Here is an 18,475-nt window from a genome sequence, read left to right as displayed (position 1 = left end):
GGCAGGGACTTCCCCAACGCACGGATCCGGTTCAGAAACACCGCGCCCCCGCACCGATGCGCCGCCATCCCGGGCCCGCGGCTGGCGCAAGACTGGAGTCGCAGACCCATGGAATTCTATGGCTACGAGATCCCCAAGACCGCGATCTTCGTCGTGGTGCTGGTGGTCCTGTTCTTCGCCGTCACCCGGCTGATGCCGTTGGCCTTCTCCAGCGCCGCCCGAATGCTCGGCGTCGCCGACCAGCCGCCGGGCATGGCCCCGCGCCGGTCCCGGCGTACGGCGGTGATCCCGACCGTCCTGCCGGCGAAAGCCCCCGCGGTCGCCTTCGGCCGCGCCGATGTGGTCGACGCCGGCGCCGACTGGCCCGCCATCCAGGAGCTGAACGCCGTGTTCGCCCGGCTGCAGGCCCGCCGCAAGCCCACGCTGCCGCGCGAGGGCGACCTGCTGAAATCCAAGGCCGCCTGGAAGCTCGCGGTGTTCGAACAGGCCATCCTGCACCGCATCCTGGCGCTGGTGTCCGGCACGACCGCGCTGTGGGATGCCCGCAACCCCCTCGGGGCCGCCCTGTGCGCCCGCAGCCTGCTCGAATCCGGGGCGATCGTGCTGGAGATCGAGCGCCAGATCCGCCGCCTGCTCGGCCGCGGCGACCTCGCCGGCATCGACGCCTGCCTCACCGAACGCGGCTTCGCCAGCAACCCCGACGGCTGGATCGAACAGGCGCGCAAGGCCCGCGGTCCCGACCTGCTGAAGATGATCGACGAGGCCGAGAAGGTCAGCCCCGGCGCACGCTTCTACTACGACCGGCTGTGCGAGATCGCCGCGCCGGAAGCGACCGGGCAACATGCCGTGTTCGGGTCGCTGGACAAGAACGGGACTTCGGCAACGTTTTCCGAGGACGAGAGCCTTGAGCCCTCGACCTTCCTGCTGATCCTCGGCGCCGCGAAGATCGTTGCCGCGGTCGAGACGGCGGTGACCGGGCTCGACGAGATCGCGCAGAAGACCGTGGAACTGGAGAAGGTCTGATCCGGGGCGCTGCCCCGGCCCCGCCAGGAGGCTTTGCCTCCTGGACCTCCACCAAGGGCCGAAGGCCCTTGGATCCCAAAGCTATCTTGACGGATAGGTGCGGGGATAGATGACCTGGTCGGGCGGGCCAGGGGGCTGCGGCCAGCCCTTGCGGCCGCAGCCCGCCAGCACCAGCAGCAGCGCCAGGGCCAGGAACAGCCTCATGCCAGGGCCGCCTGCCATTTCGCGGCCTGCTTCGCGACGTTCACCGGGGCCGTGCCGCCATAGACCGTGCGCGAGGCGACCGAAGCGTCCACCGTCAGCACCGAGAACACATCGGCGGTGATGCCCGGTTCCTCCGCCTGCATCTCGGCCAGTGAAAGACCGGACAGGTCCACCCCCTTGGCCTCGGCCGCCGCCACCAGCCGGCCGGTGACATGGTGCGCGGTGCGGAACGGCAGCTTCAGCACCCGCACCAGCCAGTCGGCGAGATCGGTGGCGGTGGCGAAGCCCGAGCCGGCGAAGTCACGCATCCGCGCCTTGTCCGGGGTCATGTCGCGCACCATCCCGGCCATGGCCGCCAGGCTCAGCGCCCAGGCGCCGGCGGCGTCGAACACCGGCTCCTTGTCCTCCTGCGTGTCCTTGGCATAGGCCAGCGGCAGCCCCTTCATCACCGTCAGCAGCCCGACCAGCGCCCCGGTGACGCGGCCGGTCTTGGCCCGCACCAGCTCGGCGGCATCCGGGTTGCGCTTCTGCGGCATGATCGAGCTGCCGGTGGTGTAGGCATCCGACAGCCGGATGAAGCGGTAGGGGGCGCTGCACCAGATCACCACTTCCTCGGCCAGACGGGACAGGTGCATCGCCGAGATCGCCGCGGTGGCGAGGAACTCCAGCGCGAAATCCCGGTCCGACACCGCATCGAGGGAATTGGCGGCCGGCCGGTCGAAGCCCAGCGCCGCCGCGGTGGCCTCGCGGTCCAGCGGGAACGACGTGCCGGCCAGCGCCGCCACGCCCAGCGGGCATTCGTTCAGCCGCTTGCGGCAATCGGCCAGCCGCCCGCGGTCGCGCGCCAGCATCTCGACATAGGCGAGCAGGTGGTGCCCGAAGGTCACCGGCTGGGCCGTCTGCAGATGAGTGAAGCCGGGCATCGGGTCGGCGGCATGGGCGGCGGCCCGGTCGGCGAGCGCGCGCATCAGGTCCACGACCTGCGCATCCAGCCCGTCGATCGCGTCGCGCACCCACAGGCGGAAATCGGTCGCCACCTGGTCGTTGCGGCTGCGCCCGGTATGCAGGCGCTTGCCGGCCTCGCCGATCCGCTCGGTCAGCCGCGCCTCGATGTTCATGTGGATGTCTTCGAGCGCCTCGGTGAAGGGGAAGCGCCCCGCCTCGATCTCGGCGGCGATCGTGGTCAGGCCCTCGGCGATCGCCCTCTCGTCCTCGGCGGAGATGATCCCTACCTTGGCGAGCATGGCGGCATGGGCGAGCGAGCCGCGGATGTCCTGGCGCCACAGTTTCTGGTCGAAGGCGATGGAGGCGTTGATCTCCTGCATCACCGCCGACGGACCCGCGGCGAACCGCCCGCCCCATTGCTGGTTGGTTTCGAGGCGGCTGGAAGCAGAGCGGAGGTCGGGCGTGTCGGTCACGGAGAGGCATCCATGCGGTATGACGTGAAGCGCCGGGGGCTGCTGGTCGCGGGTGCGGTCCTGGCGGGGGGGACCCTAGCGGCAGCGTGGCAGGCAGGCAAACCCGGAACCGGGCCGGTGGTGCACACCCCGTCCGCCGATCCCCCGCCGCCGCAGCCCGCCCTGGAGGGGCTCGCGGCCCTGACGCGCACCGATCCGCCGCTTCCCTTGCCCCCGGCGAAGCTGGTGGACGAAGCAGGGGTGGCGCACGGCCTGGACAGTTTCGCCGGCAAGGGGGTGGTGCTGAACCTCTGGGCCACCTGGTGCGTGCCCTGCGTCGCCGAGATGCCCTCGCTCGCCGCCCTGGCGCGGCGTGTGGCGGGGGAAGGGATCCTGGTGGTGGCCGCTTCCTCGGATCGCGGCGGGGCGGAGGCGGTCACGCGCTTCTTCGCCCGTCACCGGATCGAAGGGCTGCCGGTCTGGCTCGACCCGAAGGGGGAGGCCGGACGCGCCTGGGGCACGCGCGGCATTCCCACCACCATCATCCTCGACCGCGCCGGCCGCGAGCGCGCCCGGTTGGAAGGCTCGGCCGACTGGGCGAGCGATGCGGCGGTGGCGGAGATCCGGCGGCTGACCGGCTGAGGCCGGCGGTCAGGGCCAGGTGATCCCGCCCCCTGCCACCGTGGGCGCCAGGCTCTGCGTGATGCTCGGCACCACCATGGTGCCGCGGCCGATGACGACCCCCGCTGCGCCGCCGGCCTGCTCCTGGGCAGGGGTGGGGGGCGGCGGGGCGGCCATGACGGTGTCGGCCGGGGGTGGGATGCAGATGTCGCGCAATGTCGCCTCGATCAGCGGCAGGAAGCGCAGGGCGAACCGGTCTTCTTCCGCATTGGTGATTTCATCACGATTTAGGAAATAACTGTCATCGTAGCGGTCGGCCAGGTCCGTGCCGCTGAAGCGCCTTTGCTTGGCGCGAAACTCCTGGAGGGATTTCAGCAGATAGTGGTGCAGGCGCAGCGGCCCGGTCGTGACGATCCGCCGGGCCTTGCCCGGATGCGGGGTTCCTGGCTCGTAGGGCGTGCCGTCGGGGAACACGCAATGCCCGGTGTTGAGCTCGACGCTGTGCACGGTGCGGAACGGCAGCAGGCATTCGGGGCGTGCGATCGACTTGACGAAGCAATGTTCCGGCGAGTCCAGGCTGGCCCGGCGGGTGAACCGGCCCAGGACGGGCGCGGGCTGGTACTTGTCGTGCCAGGATGATCCGAAGCAGCGCTGGTTCACCGCGATCGCACCGACCGAATGATCATAGCCGGCCAGTGCCTCCGGCAGGCTCATCCCCTCCGCGGGCAGCAGGAATTCGTCGAGGTCGATGAAGGCGACGAAATCCGCGCGGCCGATGTACCAGGCGGCGGCATCGTCGAACGCCGCCCGCTGGACCGTGTCGTGGCCGGCGCCCGGCTGTGTCCAGGGAACCCGGACCAGCCGGAAATGCTGCGACAGGCGCGAGGCAAGCTCGGCGGTGTCGTCGTCGCTGCCGTTGTCATAGAGGCGGATCTCCCTGACCCCGAGGGCGAAATGGCAGGCAGCCCACTCCGCGAGCGCGCGTCCCTCGTTGCGGGCCATGGCGCAGATTGAAATCGAGGCCGTCACGATGCCTCATTCCCTTCCGGCGACAGTGCCACCGTCGCCACCGCGGCCGACAACCGGTCGCAGTCGATCGCGAACGAGGCGTCCTCTGGGGTGACCCTGGCGAGATAGAGATGCCAGCGATGGGCGAACAGGCAGCACATGGCCCGCGTCGCGCCATCGACGCAGGCATCGGGCTGGATTTCCAGGACCAGCGTGCCGGGTTGGCAGAAACCGAGACCGGCCATCGCCGGGCCGGACTCGCCGACCACCACCCGGGCCTCGCCCATCAGGCGGACCTGCTCGCGCAAGGTCAGCGAGGCCGGCCGGATGATGTCGAAGCCGATGGCCGCGAGCCGGGCCTCCACCTCTGCGCGGTTGCGCAGGGGGCAATGCGTATCCGTCCCGGCGCGGGAGAGAAACACCTTGCGCGTGGGCCGGCAACCCGATCCGCCGAACCGGAAGCGCAGGACATCGAAGATTGGGCGGACGAAGCCGGTGGGATAGGCCGCGTGCAGCGCCAGCATCGTCGTGGTCAGCACCTTCGCGAACACGACCGGGCCGGAAACCGGCCGGTAGCGGTCCAGCAGGTTCAGCGCCGCGAGAATGTCCTCCTGCCACGGCGCCAGGGCGGGCCCGACGATGGTCAGGTCGATATCGGGGAAAACCTGCCGGTGCAGCAGGATTCCCGGCAGTCCGTCGCACAGGAAATGGCGGTAGTCGTTGAACCCGCCGCCGCAGACCGGGGCGGCGATGGCGTCGATCCGCTCCGCCCTGCGGATGAAATCGTTGTCGAGGATCAGCCCCCCGCCTGCATCCAGGTGGTATTGCGGATCGAACCGGGCCAGTTCGGCTGGATCCGGCAGGTTTTCGATGGCCGGGACGAACACGCGTCGATGCCGGTCGAGCAGTGACATCGAACTGACGACGAAGCTGCAGTCGTTCAGGACAACCGAGGCGATGTCGCGCATCCGGCCAGGGCCGAGCGGGCTGCCGGTCATGGCCGGGGACTCGCCATCGCCGAACAGGGCCTCGCCCGGCGCCAGTCCCGCCGGCGTCATCGAAATTATATTGTTGTCAGAATGAAACAGACACAGGTCATCCGAGACCTCGGTGGCCAGGCCATGCCGGAATTCCTCGATCGTCCGGGTTCGCCGCAGGTCGTTCAGGCGGCAGGGAGTTACCGGGGGCACGTGCTGCCGTCAGCCATGTTGTTGCGAAAGCCGGCATTCCGATCCCGACGGAGGCATGCGCCCCGCCGGGTGAACCGGAACACCGGCTCCAGGGTCAGCGCGTCGGCCGCGGCGGTGTCTGGGTGTAGTCGTAGAACCCGCGCCCGGTCTTGCGCCCGAGCCAGCCGGCCTCGACGTATTTCACCAGCAGCGGGCAGGGCCGGTACTTGCTGTCGGCCAATCCGTCATGCAGCACCTGCATGATCGACAGGCAGGTATCCAGCCCGATGAAGTCGGCCAGTTCCAGCGGCCCCATCGGATGGTTGGCGCCGAGCTTCATGGCGCTGTCGATCGAGTTCACATGACCCACGCCCTCGTACAGGGCATAGACCGCCTCGTTGATCATCGGCACCAGGATGCGGTTGACGATGAAGGCGGGGAAATCCTCGGCCACCGCCGTGGTCTTGCCCAGGCGCTGCGCCAGGGTCATCACCGCCTGGAAGGTCGGCTCGTCGGTGGCGATGCCGCGGATGATCTCCACCAGCTTCATGACCGGCACCGGGTTCATGAAGTGCATGCCAATGAATTTCTCGGGCCGGTCGGTCACCGCCGCCAGCCGCGTGATCGAGATCGACGACGTGTTGGAGGCGATCAGGGCCGAGGGCTTCAGATGCGGCACGAGTTGGCCGAAGATGATCTTCTTGACCTCTTCGCGTTCGGTCGCCGCCTCGATGACGATGTCGCAGTCACCGAACGCGGCGTAGTCGGAGGAGGTCGAAATGCGCGCGAGCGCGGCCGCCTTGTCCTCGGCGCTGAGCAGGCCCTTGGACACCTGTCGGTCGAGATTGCGGTTGATCGTGGCGACGGCTTTCTCCATCGCTTCGGGCTTCGCATCCAGCATCACCGCCGGCAGCCCCGCGACGGCGCAGACATGGGCGATGCCGTTGCCCATCTGGCCGGCACCGATCACGCCGACGCGGGCGATCACGGGGGGCTCGAGCAGCGCGTCGGCTGCAACAGGCGCGGCTTTCACTTCGATATTCATCAGGAGTGCTCCAGCTCTGCCGCTAGTTCGGGCAGCGCAGTGAAGAGGTCAGCCACCAGGCCGTAGTCCGCCACCTGGAAAATGGGCGCTTCCTCGTCCTTGTTGATTGCCACGATGACCTTGCTGTCTTTCATCCCGGCAAGGTGCTGGATGGCGCCGGAGATACCCACGGCGACATACAGATCCGGAGCAACGATCTTACCGGTCTGGCCGACCTGATAGTCATTCGGCACGAACCCGGCATCCACAGCGGCGCGCGAGGCGCCGACAGCGGCCCCCAATTTATCAGCTATTTTGTCGAGAAGGTGAAAATTCTCGCCGCTGCCCATGCCGCGCCCGCCCGAAACCACCACGCGCGCGGCGGTCAGTTCCGGCCGCTCGCTCTTGGACAGCTCGGCCGAAACGAAGCGGGAAATGCCGGGCACCGCCACGGGGGCGACGTCCTCGACCGGGGCGTTGCCGCCTTCGGCGGGCACCGGGTCGAAGCTGGCGGCCCGCACGGTCAGCACCTTCTTCGCATCGGCGCTGCGCACCGTTGCCAGAGCATTGCCGGCATAGATCGGCCGCACGAAGGTGTCCGGCCCTTCAATGGCGGCGACGTCGCTGATCGGCTGCGCGTCGAGCAGGGCCGCCACGCGCGGGATGACGTTCTTGCCCAGGGCGGTGGAGGCCGCCACCACATGTTCGTACGCGGGGGCCAGCGAAACCAGCAGGGCCGCCACCGGCTCGGCCAGCATGTTCTCGTAGATCGGTGCCTCGGCCACCAGCACGCGGGCCACGCCCGGCAGCTTCGCGGCCGCAGCGGCGGCGCCGTGCGCGCCATGGCCCGCCACCAGCACGTGCACCTCGCCCAGGAGTTGCGCCGCCGCCACCGCGGACCGGGCCGGCTGCTTGATGCCGTGGCCGTCGTGATCGAGAAGAACCAGGGCCGTCATCTCAGATCACCTTCGCTTCGTTGCGCAGCTTCTCGACCAGCTCGGCCACCGAGCCCACCTTCTTTCCTGCCTGCCGCTTTGGCGGCTCGGCAACCTTCAGCACGGTCAGGCGCGGCGTCGGATCGACGCCGAGATCGGCCGGCTTCACCGTTTCGATCGGTTTCTTGCGCGCCTTCATGATATTGGGAAGGCTGGCATAACGTGGTTCATTCAGGCGCAGATCTGTCGTTACCACAGCGGGCAGGTCTAAATCGACAGTTTCCAACCCGCCGTCCACTTCGCGCGTTACTGTGACATTCCCGCCACTGACGACGATCTTGCTGGCGAATGTTCCTTGCGGCCAGCCCAGAAGGGCCGCCAGCATTTGCCCGGTTGCATTCATGTCATCATCGATCGCCTGCTTGCCCAGCAGCACCAGGCCCGGCTGTTCGCGATCCACCAGCGCCTTCAGCAGCTTGGCCACCGCCAGCGGCTGCAGGTCGACATCGGTCTCCACCAGGATGCCGCGGTCGGCCCCCATCGCCAGCGCGGTGCGGATGGTTTCGGAGCAGGCGGCGATGCCGAGGGAAACCGCCACGATCTCGGTGGCGACGCCTTTTTCCTTCAGCCGCACCGCTTCCTCGACGGCGATCTCGTCGAAGGGATTCATGGACATCTTGACGCCGGAGGTCTCGACGCCGGTGCCGTCCGACCTGACGCGAACCTTGACGTTGTAATCGACGACCCGCTTCACGGGGACGAGAATTTTCATTGACTGAGCCGCTTCCTGAACTTGCCGGACGTTGCCGGGTCGGATCTCGGCGGCGGCTCTTTGGGTCAGGACTGTTCCCGCGACAGCCCCCGCCTGTTCGCACCTGCAATATGAAAACCTTAGGGGGGCGCCGGCCTTGCTGTCAAACGCCGGTACGCAACAAAAAATACGCCCCCGCCGCGGATTACCGGGCCGGCTCAGCGCCCGAGCAGACTCAGCAGCAGCGCGAACAGCGCCAGGGCCGCGAATTGCAGGATCACGCGCCAGCGCATCAGGCGATTGGACCGGGCCGGATCGCCGCCCCCGCGCACCAGGCCGACCATGCCGGCAACCAGCACGCCGAGCACCCCGGCCATGGCCATAACCAGCAGAATGATAAGAAGAGTATTCATCGACACCTCGTGGGCGCTTGTTTCCGACGCGGCAAATGCGTCCCCACCAATGACGTGGTGAGCGATCGGAAAGATTGACATCCTGCGCCCTGGCATGGTCCGCCTCCCGCCATGATGCGCATGATCCTCGCTCTGTTACTGCTCGCGTCGGCGCTGGCCCCGGGAGCGGCCCTGGCCCAGGCTCCCGCGCCGGTGCAGCGCCAGCAACCTGCCCTTTCGCGCGCCCAGGCGGAATCCGCGCTGGAGGTGCTGCGCGACGATGGTCGCCGCGCCCAGTTTATCAATGTTCTCGAGGCGATCGCGCGTGCGGCCCCGCCTGCCGCGCCCGCGTCCGCCCCGGCCTCGCCCGCCCCCGCCCAGGCGGCCGCGGGGGATCCCGCGTCGCCACCCCCGGACCTGGTCGTGCTGGAGGAGACGGCCGCGCCGCCCCCGGAAGCCGCGGCCCCGGGCAAGCCGCCGCCCGCCGCCCCGGCCGCTCCCGCCGCCCCGGCCGAGGCGCCCGCCCTCGCCATTCCACTCGCCCCCGACAGCGTTGCGGCCCAATTGCTGACGGATGCCTCCGAGCATCTGTCCCAGATCATCGACGACGTCGCCACCAGCGCCCAGGCCGCCGGCGATATTGCCGTGATCGGCGACTGGGTGGCCCGGCTGGCGACCGATGCCCAGCGCCAGCGCCAGTTGCTTGCCGTGGGCTGGCGCCTGCTGCTGGTACTGTCGATCAGCCTCGGCGCCGAGTACCTGATTGCCCGGGCGCTGCGCCGGCCGGCCCGGGCCCTCGCCAACCGTGCCCCCTCACTCTCCGGGCTCTCCGGGGCAGGGGCGGGCGCCGAGGAGGACAGTGACGGCGCCGAGCCCCCGGTCACGTCGTCGCGCCGTGCTCCCGTCCTGCTGTTGCTGCGTCGCCTGCCCTATGCGTTCGGCCGTCTCGTGCTGGAGCTGGTGCCGCTGCTGGTCGTGCTGATCACGCTGGTGCTGCTGGAAACCGCGGGCACGCTGCGGGCCGGCTCGACCCTGATCGACAGCAACACCACCCGCCGGGTGCTGCTCATGGTGCTGCAGAGCTACATCGTCTGCCGTGTCACCGTGGCCCTGGTGCGGTTCCTGGTCGCCCCCGGCACGCCGCGGCTGCGCCTGCTGCCGGTGCCGGAGGACAGCGCCGGCTACACCGTGCGCTGGACCCGCCGCCTCGCCGGCGTCGCGGTGTTCGGCTACGCCTTCGCCGAGATCGGCCTGCTCTTCGGCATGTATCGCAACGCCTACGATGGCATGATGAAGCTGCTGTCACTGGCCGTGCTGGTCTGCCTGGTGATCATCGTGCTGCAATGCCGTGGCACGGTCGCCGCGCGGCTGCGCGCCGCTCCGGGCGGCGCCCTGGCCGGGCTGCGCAACCGCCTCGCCTCGATCTGGCACGTGGCGGCGATCTCCTATTTCCTGGCGCTCTGGCTGGTCTGGGCCTTCGAGGTGCCGAACGGCTTCACCCGCCTGCTGCGGGTGGTCGCTTCCGCCGTCGTGATCGCCCTGCTGGTGCGCCTGCTGGTCGCCGTCACCCATGGGGCGCTCGAGCGCGCGGTGACGGTTTCGCCGACGACCACGGTCCGCCATCCCCTGCTGGAGCCGCGGCTGCGCAGCTACCTGCCGGTGGCGCGGGCGGTCACCACCTTGCTGATCACCCTGCTCGGCGGCGTCGGGCTGTTCCAGGCCTGGGGCTTCGACGCCATCGGCTGGTTCTCCTCGCGGTCGCTCGGCGGGCGGCTGCTTGGCTCGATCGGGACCATCTTCACCACGCTGGTGGTGGCGCTGGTCGTGTGGGAAGCGGTCAACATCGGCATCCAGCGCCATCTCGCCCGGCTGGCGCGGGAGGCGCAGGCGGCCCGCTCGGCGCGGCTGCGCACGCTGCTGCCGATGCTGCGCACCACCCTGCTGGTCGGCATCTGCGTCGTGTCGGGCCTGATGATCCTGAGCGAGATCGGCGTGAACATCGCCCCGCTGCTGGCCGGTGCCGGCGTGGTCGGCCTGGCCATCGGCTTCGGCTCGCAGAAGCTGGTGCAGGACATCATCACCGGCCTGTTCCTGCTGCTCGAGAACGCCATGCAGGTCGGCGACGTGGTCAGTCTGGCCGGCATGAACGGCACGGTCGAGGCGCTGTCGGTGCGGGCGATCAGGCTGCGGGCGCTTGACGGCTCGGTGCACATCATCCCGTTCAGTGCCGTCACCACGGTCACCAACATGACCCGCGACTTCGGCTATGCGGTGGTGGACGTGAACGTGGGCCTCAACGAGGACCTGGACCAAGTGGCCGATCTGGTGCGTCAGGTCGCCAAGGAAATGCGCGAGGAGCCGCGCTGGGAGAGTGCCATCCGCGACGATCTCGACGTGCTGGGCATCGAGAAATTCATCGATACTGCGTGCGTGTTGCGCACGCGCATCAAGACCGTGCCGGGCCAGCGCTGGGCGGTCGGGCGGGAGCTCAACCGGCGCATCAAAATCCGTTTCGACGAGCTTGCGGTGGAGAGCCCCTGGACGAGCTACCGGGTCCTCAGCGGCGCCCCCCAGCCGCAGTCACGGGTCAGGCTGGCGGAGGACCTGACCGGAAACGGATAGTCTTCCTGCCGCGCAGCGCTTATGGGATCCAAGGGCCTTGTGGCCCTTGGTCGGTCCAGGGCGAAGCCCTGGCCTTTACCGATCGCAAACGCAATTGCGCTCTGATGTCCTGGGTTTGTCGTCGTTGGGCGATGCCGGGAATGGGAGTTGCGCGTGCGCTGGTGGAAGACGGTCTGTCTTGGTGTTCTCCTCGCCCTCGGCGGTGGCTGTGCCCCGCGGGTCGCGGGTGGCACGGCGGCGCCGAGTACGCTTGGCGGGACATGGATGTTCGGCATCGAGCGCATGCGCGACGATCCGTTGCCACTGCTGCCGTCCACCAACCGTTTCCTGGCCACGCTTGCGGCCATGCCGCGAGTGCAGGTGGTCTATCTCGACGCCGACCACAATGCCCGGCTGTTCGATGCTTATACGGGCAACAAGCTGCGGGTGCTGTCCTGGCTGCGCGGCGAGGGCCATTGCATGGAGATCACCTACACGATCAGCCAGGCCGGCCAGCAAGGCGGCGCTTTCGGCCTGGTCATTCCCGCCCTTCCCGCGGGACAGGAGCCCGACCCGGTCTGTGTCGACCGGGCGGCGTCCCTGTTCTACCAGGCCCTGGCGCGCCAGGGCCTGTGAGCGCCGGATCGGTCAGGGCCGCGCCAGCGACAGCACGATCTCGACCGCGATCAGCACCAGGATGGCGGTTTCCAGCAACTCGGCGCGGCTGCCCGCGGCCTCGCTGTGCAGCGCCGTGTAGGTCTCGCGGATGATGGCGAGCTTGCGATCCACCGCGGTGCTGACATTGGGAACCCGGAACAGCTCGATCGCCGCCGCGTAGACGCGGGCGAGATAGACGTCCTCGGTCACCTGCAACGCGTTGTCCACGCGTTCAGCCAGTTCGGTGACTTCCGCCACCAGGGCATAGAGCCGCCGGGCGAGCCGGGCATAACGGCGGGCGGCGAGCAGGTCGGCCCGGCCCCTGGCCGCTTCCACCAGGTCGTGCATGCGCGGCATCTCCGCGTCCAGCATCTCGTCATAGGTGCGCATTTCCAGAAGCTGGGCGTTGGCGATTTCCAGCACGTCGGCGACATCGGTCTCGTGCCGTGGCTCGTAGATGAAGGCGCGGTCCCAGGTGATCACGACGAAGTCGTCGGGATGGTACGAAAAGCGATGCCGCAGCAGATCGCGTCGCGCGCCTTCCGAGAGCGGCCGCTGCTCGCCCGAGAGCAGCGGCACCAGGTCCACGCGTTCCTGCAGCGCCTCGGCCGTCACCGCCTCGTCGAAGGATTCGGCCAGGGCGATCAGGTAGTCTTCCTGCAAGGGGGCGATGGTGGGGCGGTCGAGCGCCCCGCCGATCAGCTCCTGCATCTGGCTCAGCAGCCGCTCCCAGACCGGGCTGTTCGCCTCGGGCCCCACCGCGTCATGGGTGGCATTGACCAGCCGGGTGAAGTCGCTCCAGGGCAGGTCCTGCACCGGCAGCCGCAGCGCGAAGGCGACGATGCCGAAATTGTACAGGCGCAGGCCCGCCATGGCCTGCACCGATGTGCCATCCACCTCCAGGGTGAGCGGACCGAACTCCAGCGCCAGCGGCGGCACGCCGAAGGAGACCGCCTTGGCGGGCGTGCCGACCAGCCGGCTGCGCGCGCTCGGGCCCTGGGCCCGTTGCGCCCACAATTCCTCGGCGCGGCGGAGGTTGATTTCATAGGCGACGTCGAACAGGCGCAGCACGACCACCTGCCCGGACTGCACCTTCAGTTCATTGCGCGACATGATGTCCCCACTGCTGGAGTCCGGCCGCGACCGGGGGCGGCAGCATGGCATCGCCCCGCCGGCACAATTGCACGTTTGCACGCTTGCACGCCAGATGCTGCGCGACCTATGCTGACCTGTCGGTGGGTGGGGTCAGTCCACCCGTCCGGAATCGAAAGGATCGTGCTCGTCATGGGCCGTTTCCGTGCACTCCGCCGGGCGGCCGGGTGATGGCGAGACGCCAGACAACAGGAAACAGACAGATGCCGCGCTCCGATGATGAATCCGTGACCCCGAAGCGATCCGCAAGCCGGCGCACCGAGAGCGCCACGCCGGCGCCGGACGCCGTCGAGGCCGCGCCAGCGGAGCCGTCCGCCAGGAAGGGCAAGCACCACAAGCATGAGGGCAAGGTCGCCAGCCCCCCGTCCAAGGAGCGGACCGAGCCGCTGAATTTCCGCGTCGCGCCCGATTTCCGGCGTGCCTTCAAGCGGGCCGCGGCGGTGCAGGACTGCAAGAAGGTTGAGTTGCTCGAACGGATCTTCGCCGAATGGAGCGAGCGCAATCCGGCCTGAGCGGACGGGCAGCCGACCTGCCGGGGTGATGTGGCGGGTCGGGCGGCAAGGGTGGCAGGCAAGCATGTCATATGAATTCCTGACTTCGGGCGGCGCGGTCCGCCTCGTCAGTGTCGAGCGTCACTGGCTTCTGGAGTTTTCGGGACGCCGCCGCGGCGCCTGGCGCACCGCCGATGACGCGGCGGCGGCCGTGGCCCATCACAAATCGGGCCTGCGCCAATGGGATCGGCAGTCCGACGAGGTGTCGGAGGATCTGCTGGACTGGCGGCCGCTGGCTGAATCGCTCTGAGGCTCCCCCGCAAGGACCGGTGCGGCGGAACACGATCAGCCGCCGCGCAGGCTTGCGGAGACCGGTGCCCGCCAGGCGGCGAGGGCCGGGGCAAGCGAGAGCAGGCTGCCGGCGCCGATGAGCAGCAGGGTCAGTGACAGTTCCGGCCAGCCGGGGGCCACGCTCAGGTGCAGGCCGGTCTGCGCGGCGATCACCTCGGACAGGGCGTAGGATGCCGCCCAGCCGGTCAGCAGTCCGGCCACGCAGCCGGCAGTGAGCAGGCTGGCGGCGCCGAGCCAGGTGACCAGCAGCACATAGCCGCGCGGGGCCCCGAGCGCCCGCAGCACGGCGTAGCGGCGGCGGCGCAGGCTGACCAGGGTGACGCTCAGCAACAGCACCGCGGCGAACACCAGCAGGTTGTTCAGCGCCGAGGCCAGCACCAGCGCGTCCCGCACATCGCCGACGGTGCGATACAGCGACACCAGCACCTCGGCCGGGAACAGTGCCATGGTGCCGCCCTGGCGGTACTGGGCGCGCAGGGCGTAGGCATCGGCGACGCCCCGAGGCTTCACCACAAGCGCCGGCACGCCAGGCACGTGCCCGGCCTCGAAGGGCGGACCGAGCGGCGCCGGATCGGCTTCATGGCCGTTGCCCAGGCCATGCGTTTCCCACACGCTTTCGACCGGCACCAGGATGGCGCGGTCCCAGGGGCTGCCGAGGCGCGGCAGGCGGCCGACCACCTCGTATTGCACCCCTTCGTGGCGATGCGCGTGCTCCTCCTCGGTTTCCTCGCCCGGATGGGCGTGGCCGGCGGTGCCGTGCGACGGCGTCACCCGCTCGCCGAGTCGCAGGCGCACATCGGCGCCGATGATGGCCTCGTCCTCGGCCGCGAACAGGTGGCCCTCGGTGGGGGTGAGCCGGCCCCAGCGGGCGGCGAAGTCGCGCGTGGTGCCGACCACCGGCCAGCCGCGCACGATGTCGCCGAAGGCGATCGGGGCGACCCCGGCCACCCGCGGATCGGCGGCGAGCCGGTTCAGCAGGGCGCCCTCGACCAGCGGCAATGCCTCGGGCTGCAGGAACACGCTGGTGAGCACCAACTGCGTCTGACTGCCGGGCGCGCCGACCAGCAGCGGGAAATCGTCGGCGGCCCGCGCGGTGCCCTGGCGGATCGCCCGTTCCTGCGCGCCGACGGCGATGCCGATGGCGACGGCCAGCGCCACCAGCACCACCACGGCGATGGCGCTGCCGCGCATCGCGCGCAGGTCGGCGCGGACCATGGGGAAGGGGTTCATGCCAACCGGCCCTTGTCGATGCGGTGCACCACGTCCATGCGGCCAAGCAGCGCGGCGTCGTGCGAGACCGCGAGCAGCGTCGCGCCGACCGCGCGGGCGCTGGCCACCAGCAGGTCCGCGACCGCGGCGCCGGTGACGGCATCGAGGCTCGCGGTCGGCTCGTCGGCGAGGATCAGCGCCGGGCGGTGCAGCAAGGCGCGGGCGATCGCCACGCGCTGCTGCTCGCCGCGCGAGAGCAGGCCGGCGCGGCGGGCCGGGTCGGGGATGCCGACCTCCCGCAGCAATCCGGCGGCGCGGGTGGTGTGCCGGCGGGCCGACCAACTGCCGAACCAGACCGAAAGCAGCACGTTGTCCAGCGCCGTCAGTTCCGGCACCAGATGGAAATCCTGGAAGACGAAGCCGGCCATGCGCCGCCGCCAGCGGTCGCGCGCGGCTTCGCCCATGCGTGCGAGGTCGTCCTCGCCCCAGTTGATCTCGCCCGCCTGCGGGTGCAGCAGGCCCCCGGCGGCGTGCAGCAGCGTGGTCTTGCCCGAACCCGAGGGGCCAGAGATGCCGCACAGCGTCCCCGGCGGGATTTCCAGCCGGTCGATGGTCAGGGCGCGCAGCACGCCCTCGCGCTGGCGGTATTCGACCGCGAGGTCGCGCAGCAGCAGCGGCGGGACCTCACGCGCGGCGGTACTCGGCATCGACGAGTCGCAACAGGCTGACAAAGCCACTCTCCGGATCGGTCCAGGAGCCGATGTCCAGCCGCCCCAGCACCCGGACGGGTTCGCCCGCGCCGACCAGCGTGCCGGCGCGGCGCAGATAGATCACCACGATGTCGACCGGCCATTCCGCGTCGGACTGGCAGAAGGGGCAGAGCGACAGCGGTTCGCGGGTCAGCACGAAGAACGGGCTTTCGGCCTTCAGCGGCGGCGCCATGTAGCCGCGCATGCCGACCCGCCTGCCGGCCAGGGCCTTCACCCGGTCGGAGAACACCAGGCCACGCACCCCCCAGCCGCTGTAGAGCGTCTCGAAGGTGAGCGTCTCGTCCTCGGCCCGGGCCGGCCGCGACGCCAGCAGGGCGGCGCCCCCCAGAAGGGAGCGCCGCGTGGGAAGGCCGCCGCCGCTCACTCGCCGAGCGTCAGGGCGGTGGCGATCGTCCGGAACACCCGGGTGTTGTCGATGCGGCCGCGGAACTGCTCGCTGCCCGGCCCGGTCGCGGTCAGCACCACGTCGTCGGCGGCATGCACGCCCGAGTTCGCGTCCACCGGCAGGTTGCCGGTGATGCGGACCGCGCCCGGGGCGGTGCAGTATTTCTCGTTGGCAACGTAGGTTCCCGGCTTGCTGCCGGCGACGGCCGGCACGTTCTCGCCATCCAGGTAGGGCCGGGCGTTGAAGCAGAAATCCGGATAGCTGCCGAAGACGAAGCCCAGGCGGCGCGAGACATCGACCTTTTCGGGGTAGCCCTGGGCGTTGGCCGGCGGGTAGTTCGGATAGCCCGCCTCGGCATAGGTGCCGAGCTTCTCGCGCGGGGTTTCGCCGCGGGCGTCGTCATAGGTGCCGATGACCGACACCGGGTGGCCATGGTCGCCGACCACCACGATCATGGTGTCGTTGCCATGCGCGGCCGCCCAGTCCTTGGCCAGCTTCACCGCGTTGTCGAGCATGATGGTGTCGTAGATGGCGCGTTCGGCATCCAGCGAGTGGCTGTACTTGTCGATCCGCCCGGACTCGACCATCAGCACGAAGCCCTTCTGGTTCTTCTGCAGGATGTCCAGCGCGGCGCGCACCTGGTCGGTCAGGTCGGGCTGGTCCTGGAAGCGGGCGACGGTGCCTTTCTTCAGGAAGAACCGGTCCAGCGCGCCGTCGATGTTGCCGGTGTTGAACAGGCCGAGCAGCTTGGTGGCCCCGCCCTGCGCCGCGTCCTTCATCTCGGTCTGGGTGGAGGCGAACTTCCAGCCCGCCTTCTCGAACAGGCCGATATAGTCGGTCTCGTCGGTGCGCTTCGAGCCCGGGGTGGACTTGGCCAGCCAGTTCGGCGAGCCGCCGCCCATGATCACCTCGGGCTTCACCTCCCAGAACATCCGCACGATGTCGTTGTAGTCGGCGCGGCGGCGGGTATGCGCCACCATGCCGGCGGGGGTGGCGTCCTCGATCTCGGTGTTGGTCACCACGCCGACCGCCAGCCCCTTGCGCCGGGCGATCTCGCCGAGGGTCTCGACCTTCGGGTGTTCCAGCGTGTTCTTGTTGCGCGCGCAGTAGACGCCGAGCGCATTGACGCAGGATTTGTGGCCGGTGGTGTAGGCGCTCATGGCGTTGGCGCTGTCGGTCACGATCGAGTCGGTGCCCGAGGTGGAGACCAGCGCCATGTGCGGCATGTCGTCGATTGCCAGTTCGCCGCCGTAGCGGCCCTCGGCGATGCCCTTGGAGAGCATGCGCGCCGCGGTGCGATGGGCGACCGACAGCCCGTCGCCGATGAACAGGATCACGTTCTTCGCCGCGCGGGGGCGCTTCGTGTCGAACACGTCCCAGCCGACGCTCGCGCTGCTGCCGCCCGCCGAGGCCTCCACCTTGTAGTGCGTGGCGCCGGTCAGCTTCACGTCGCGGATGACATAGGCGGAATAATCCTGCCCGTCCTCGCGCTGCACGAAGCTCGCGGGCTTGCCGAACACCGCGGCGGGGTCGCGGCCGTTGATCGTGACCTTCACCTCGTTCTGCGCGGGGGCGCCTGGAAACTCGACCTTGAAGTCGAATTTCGCGCCCGAAAGGATCTCGGCGCGGTTCAGCGGGTAGATGGTCTGGGCGTGGACCGCCGGGGCGACGGCGCAGGCCAGCAGGGCCGCCGAGGCAAGTCTCGACTTGAGCATGCAGTGATGTCCGACCTTGGTTGGCACAGGAAGGCCGGTAGGAATAAGCGAGCCGCCCGGAGCCAGGCAGGGGCGAACCAAGAAGTTTCGATGACAATGCGACCGTTACCCCTGCGTGCCGGCCCCGCGGAGTCGGTACGGATGGCCGGCATTTCTCCCCCTCCGGCCGGCCTGCCGTAATGATCAAAAAATGTGTGATTACCGTTAACTATTCGCCGTCTTGAGAATTTTCGGTCGGGCATGATGCCGGCAGCCCCTTGTTTTCTCAGGATCTTGCGACAATGCGCTGATGTTCATGGGAACTCTCGCCACGCGAATGCCTCATGCTGCCATAAAACCGCCATGACGTGGAAACGAGAATGCCCGTGTGTTTCGGCCAGGGATCCCTGGCAGCCGTGATGTGCCGATCGCCTTACTCGTGACGAGCCGGAGGGAAGCATGACGTACCCCGACGCGGACCGGGAACTGTCCTACGAGAGCATGCTGACGGACCCGCTGATCCGTTTGGTGATGGACAGCGATGGTGTGACTCCGCAGCAACTCAGGGTCCTGCTGGAGGCGACCGCGCAGGCCGTGGCCGCACGCAAGGCGGCAGCGACCGATTGAATCCCGTTCCTGGG

Annotated in this window: 20 protein-coding genes; 7 read left to right on the top strand and 13 right to left on the bottom strand. The window is 69.2% G+C overall.

The window, feature by feature from the left end; translation table 11 throughout:
• Positions 1-108 precede the first annotated feature (108 nt).
• The gene (locus tag NBY65_RS09185; RefSeq protein WP_150039794.1) at positions 109-1,023 is read left to right on the top strand and encodes a hypothetical protein; all 915 of its coding nucleotides are present in this window, start codon (positions 109-111) and stop codon (positions 1,021-1,023) included.
• A gap of 81 nt (positions 1,024-1,104) precedes the next feature.
• Here the strand turns inward: NBY65_RS09185 and lptM are convergent, their stop codons facing one another.
• Together lptM and argH are read right to left on the bottom strand one after the other, a co-directional pair.
• Positions 1,105-1,227 carry an LPS translocon maturation chaperone LptM gene (gene lptM, locus NBY65_RS09180; protein ID WP_239002704.1) on the bottom strand — a complete coding sequence of 41 codons (123 nt, stop codon included), beginning with the start codon at positions 1,225-1,227 and terminating at the stop codon, positions 1,105-1,107.
• Complete coding sequence (gene argH / locus NBY65_RS09175) at positions 1,224-2,645, bottom strand: argininosuccinate lyase (RefSeq protein ID WP_150039796.1); 1,422 nt, start codon at positions 2,643-2,645, stop codon at positions 1,224-1,226. Before argH ends, lptM begins: the two co-directional genes overlap by 4 nt.
• A 12-nt stretch (positions 2,646-2,657) precedes the next feature.
• Here argH and NBY65_RS09170 point away from each other — a divergent pair, with 12 nt between their 5' ends.
• Positions 2,658-3,266 (top strand): TlpA disulfide reductase family protein, encoded by a 609-nt coding sequence (locus tag NBY65_RS09170; protein ID WP_150039798.1) that lies wholly within the window; start codon positions 2,658-2,660, stop codon positions 3,264-3,266.
• A gap of 9 nt (positions 3,267-3,275) precedes the next feature.
• Here the strand turns inward: NBY65_RS09170 and NBY65_RS09165 are convergent, their stop codons facing one another.
• The 6 genes from NBY65_RS09165 to NBY65_RS09140 all read right to left on the bottom strand — a co-directional run bounded on the left by NBY65_RS09165 (position 3,276) and on the right by NBY65_RS09140 (position 8,545).
• Positions 3,276-4,274 (bottom strand): glycosyltransferase family 2 protein, encoded by a 999-nt coding sequence (locus NBY65_RS09165; RefSeq protein ID WP_150039800.1) that lies wholly within the window; start codon positions 4,272-4,274, stop codon positions 3,276-3,278.
• Positions 4,271-5,443, bottom strand: coding sequence for a glycosyltransferase family 61 protein (locus NBY65_RS09160; RefSeq protein WP_250265649.1), 1,173 nt, complete (start codon positions 5,441-5,443; stop codon positions 4,271-4,273). The genes NBY65_RS09165 and NBY65_RS09160 overlap by 4 nt, the downstream gene beginning before the upstream one ends.
• A 94-nt stretch (positions 5,444-5,537) precedes the next feature.
• Positions 5,538-6,467, bottom strand: coding sequence for a 3-hydroxybutyryl-CoA dehydrogenase (locus tag NBY65_RS09155; RefSeq protein ID WP_150039804.1), 930 nt, complete (start codon positions 6,465-6,467; stop codon positions 5,538-5,540).
• Positions 6,467-7,402: an FAD-binding protein gene (locus NBY65_RS09150; RefSeq protein WP_150039805.1), complete on the bottom strand. Its 936-nt coding sequence runs from the start codon at positions 7,400-7,402 to the stop codon at positions 6,467-6,469. Before NBY65_RS09150 ends, NBY65_RS09155 begins: the two co-directional genes overlap by 1 nt.
• Position 7,403: 1 nt before the next feature.
• Entirely contained in the window at positions 7,404-8,153 is a 750-nt protein-coding gene (locus tag NBY65_RS09145; protein ID WP_150039807.1) for an electron transfer flavoprotein subunit beta/FixA family protein, read from the bottom strand.
• Between the two features lie 197 nt (positions 8,154-8,350).
• A complete protein-coding gene (locus NBY65_RS09140) occupies positions 8,351-8,545 on the bottom strand; it encodes a twin transmembrane helix small protein (RefSeq protein WP_150039809.1) in 195 nt (64 codons plus the stop codon).
• Positions 8,546-8,665: 120 nt separating this feature from the next.
• Here NBY65_RS09140 and NBY65_RS09135 point away from each other — a divergent pair, with 120 nt between their 5' ends.
• Both NBY65_RS09135 and NBY65_RS09130 read left to right on the top strand, forming a co-directional pair.
• Entirely contained in the window at positions 8,666-11,146 is a 2,481-nt protein-coding gene (locus NBY65_RS09135; RefSeq protein ID WP_150039811.1) for a mechanosensitive ion channel domain-containing protein, read from the top strand.
• Positions 11,147-11,299: 153 nt separating this feature from the next.
• A complete protein-coding gene (locus NBY65_RS09130; RefSeq protein WP_150039813.1) occupies positions 11,300-11,761 on the top strand; it encodes a hypothetical protein in 462 nt (153 codons plus the stop codon).
• 12 nt (positions 11,762-11,773) lie between these two features.
• Here the strand turns inward: NBY65_RS09130 and NBY65_RS09125 are convergent, their stop codons facing one another.
• Positions 11,774-12,895, bottom strand: a complete 1,122-nt coding sequence (locus NBY65_RS09125) for an RMD1 family protein (protein ID WP_150039815.1) — start codon at positions 12,893-12,895, stop codon at positions 11,774-11,776.
• Positions 12,896-13,137: 242 nt separating this feature from the next.
• Here NBY65_RS09125 and NBY65_RS09120 point away from each other — a divergent pair, with 242 nt between their 5' ends.
• Both NBY65_RS09120 and NBY65_RS09115 read left to right on the top strand, forming a co-directional pair.
• Positions 13,138-13,446 carry a hypothetical protein gene (locus NBY65_RS09120; RefSeq protein ID WP_150039817.1) on the top strand — a complete coding sequence of 103 codons (309 nt, stop codon included), beginning with the start codon at positions 13,138-13,140 and terminating at the stop codon, positions 13,444-13,446.
• 64 nt (positions 13,447-13,510) lie between these two features.
• Positions 13,511-13,735: a hypothetical protein gene (locus tag NBY65_RS09115; protein ID WP_150039819.1), complete on the top strand. Its 225-nt coding sequence runs from the start codon at positions 13,511-13,513 to the stop codon at positions 13,733-13,735.
• Positions 13,736-13,770: 35 nt separating this feature from the next.
• Here NBY65_RS09115 and NBY65_RS09110 read toward each other — a convergent pair whose 3' ends face one another.
• Genes NBY65_RS09110 through NBY65_RS09095 form a run of 4 tightly spaced genes read right to left on the bottom strand, consistent with a single transcriptional unit; the run spans position 13,771 to position 17,855 of the window.
• A complete protein-coding gene (locus NBY65_RS09110; protein ID WP_239002705.1) occupies positions 13,771-15,006 on the bottom strand; it encodes an FtsX-like permease family protein in 1,236 nt (411 codons plus the stop codon).
• A complete protein-coding gene (locus NBY65_RS09105; protein WP_150039821.1) occupies positions 15,003-15,692 on the bottom strand; it encodes an ABC transporter ATP-binding protein in 690 nt (229 codons plus the stop codon). The genes NBY65_RS09110 and NBY65_RS09105 overlap by 4 nt, the downstream gene beginning before the upstream one ends.
• Positions 15,670-16,119 carry a hypothetical protein gene (locus tag NBY65_RS09100; protein WP_150039823.1) on the bottom strand — a complete coding sequence of 150 codons (450 nt, stop codon included), beginning with the start codon at positions 16,117-16,119 and terminating at the stop codon, positions 15,670-15,672. The genes NBY65_RS09105 and NBY65_RS09100 overlap by 23 nt, the downstream gene beginning before the upstream one ends.
• Positions 16,116-17,855, bottom strand: coding sequence for an alkaline phosphatase (locus NBY65_RS09095; RefSeq protein WP_150039825.1), 1,740 nt, complete (start codon positions 17,853-17,855; stop codon positions 16,116-16,118). The genes NBY65_RS09100 and NBY65_RS09095 overlap by 4 nt, the downstream gene beginning before the upstream one ends.
• A gap of 438 nt (positions 17,856-18,293) precedes the next feature.
• Here NBY65_RS09095 and NBY65_RS09090 point away from each other — a divergent pair, with 438 nt between their 5' ends.
• A complete protein-coding gene (locus NBY65_RS09090) occupies positions 18,294-18,461 on the top strand; it encodes a hypothetical protein (protein WP_162530455.1) in 168 nt (55 codons plus the stop codon).
• Positions 18,462-18,475 lie beyond the last annotated feature (14 nt).

The organism is Rhodovastum atsumiense (assembly GCF_937425535.1).
Taxonomy (GTDB): Bacteria; Pseudomonadota; Alphaproteobacteria; order Acetobacterales; family Acetobacteraceae; genus Rhodovastum; species Rhodovastum atsumiense.
This window is presented reverse-complemented; position numbering and strand designations above follow the sequence as displayed.

Excerpts from the sequence above, each read along its gene's own strand:
- NBY65_RS09185 (WP_150039794.1), top strand. The coding sequence starts at position 109 with ATGGAATTCTATGGCTACGAGATCCCCAAGACCGCGATCTTCGTCGTG.
- NBY65_RS09150 (WP_150039805.1), bottom strand. The coding sequence starts at position 7,402 with ATGACGGCCCTGGTTCTTCTCGATCACGACGGCCACGGCATCAAGCAG.
- NBY65_RS09145 (WP_150039807.1), bottom strand. The coding sequence starts at position 8,153 with ATGAAAATTCTCGTCCCCGTGAAGCGGGTCGTCGATTACAACGTCAAG.
- NBY65_RS09140 (WP_150039809.1), bottom strand. The coding sequence starts at position 8,545 with ATGAATACTCTTCTTATCATTCTGCTGGTTATGGCCATGGCCGGGGTG.
- NBY65_RS09170 (WP_150039798.1), top strand. The coding sequence starts at position 2,658 with ATGCGGTATGACGTGAAGCGCCGGGGGCTGCTGGTCGCGGGTGCGGTC.
- NBY65_RS09120 (WP_150039817.1), top strand. The coding sequence starts at position 13,138 with ATGCCGCGCTCCGATGATGAATCCGTGACCCCGAAGCGATCCGCAAGC.
- NBY65_RS09155 (WP_150039804.1), bottom strand. The coding sequence starts at position 6,467 with ATGAATATCGAAGTGAAAGCCGCGCCTGTTGCAGCCGACGCGCTGCTC.
- NBY65_RS09105 (WP_150039821.1), bottom strand. The coding sequence starts at position 15,692 with ATGCCGAGTACCGCCGCGCGTGAGGTCCCGCCGCTGCTGCTGCGCGAC.
- NBY65_RS09090 (WP_162530455.1), top strand. The coding sequence starts at position 18,294 with ATGACGTACCCCGACGCGGACCGGGAACTGTCCTACGAGAGCATGCTG.
- NBY65_RS09095 (WP_150039825.1), bottom strand. The coding sequence starts at position 17,855 with ATGCTCAAGTCGAGACTTGCCTCGGCGGCCCTGCTGGCCTGCGCCGTC.
- NBY65_RS09135 (WP_150039811.1), top strand. The coding sequence starts at position 8,666 with ATGATCCTCGCTCTGTTACTGCTCGCGTCGGCGCTGGCCCCGGGAGCG.
- NBY65_RS09110 (WP_239002705.1), bottom strand. The coding sequence starts at position 15,006 with ATGAACCCCTTCCCCATGGTCCGCGCCGACCTGCGCGCGATGCGCGGC.
- lptM (WP_239002704.1), bottom strand. The coding sequence starts at position 1,227 with ATGAGGCTGTTCCTGGCCCTGGCGCTGCTGCTGGTGCTGGCGGGCTGC.
- NBY65_RS09125 (WP_150039815.1), bottom strand. The coding sequence starts at position 12,895 with ATGTCGCGCAATGAACTGAAGGTGCAGTCCGGGCAGGTGGTCGTGCTG.
- NBY65_RS09115 (WP_150039819.1), top strand. The coding sequence starts at position 13,511 with ATGTCATATGAATTCCTGACTTCGGGCGGCGCGGTCCGCCTCGTCAGT.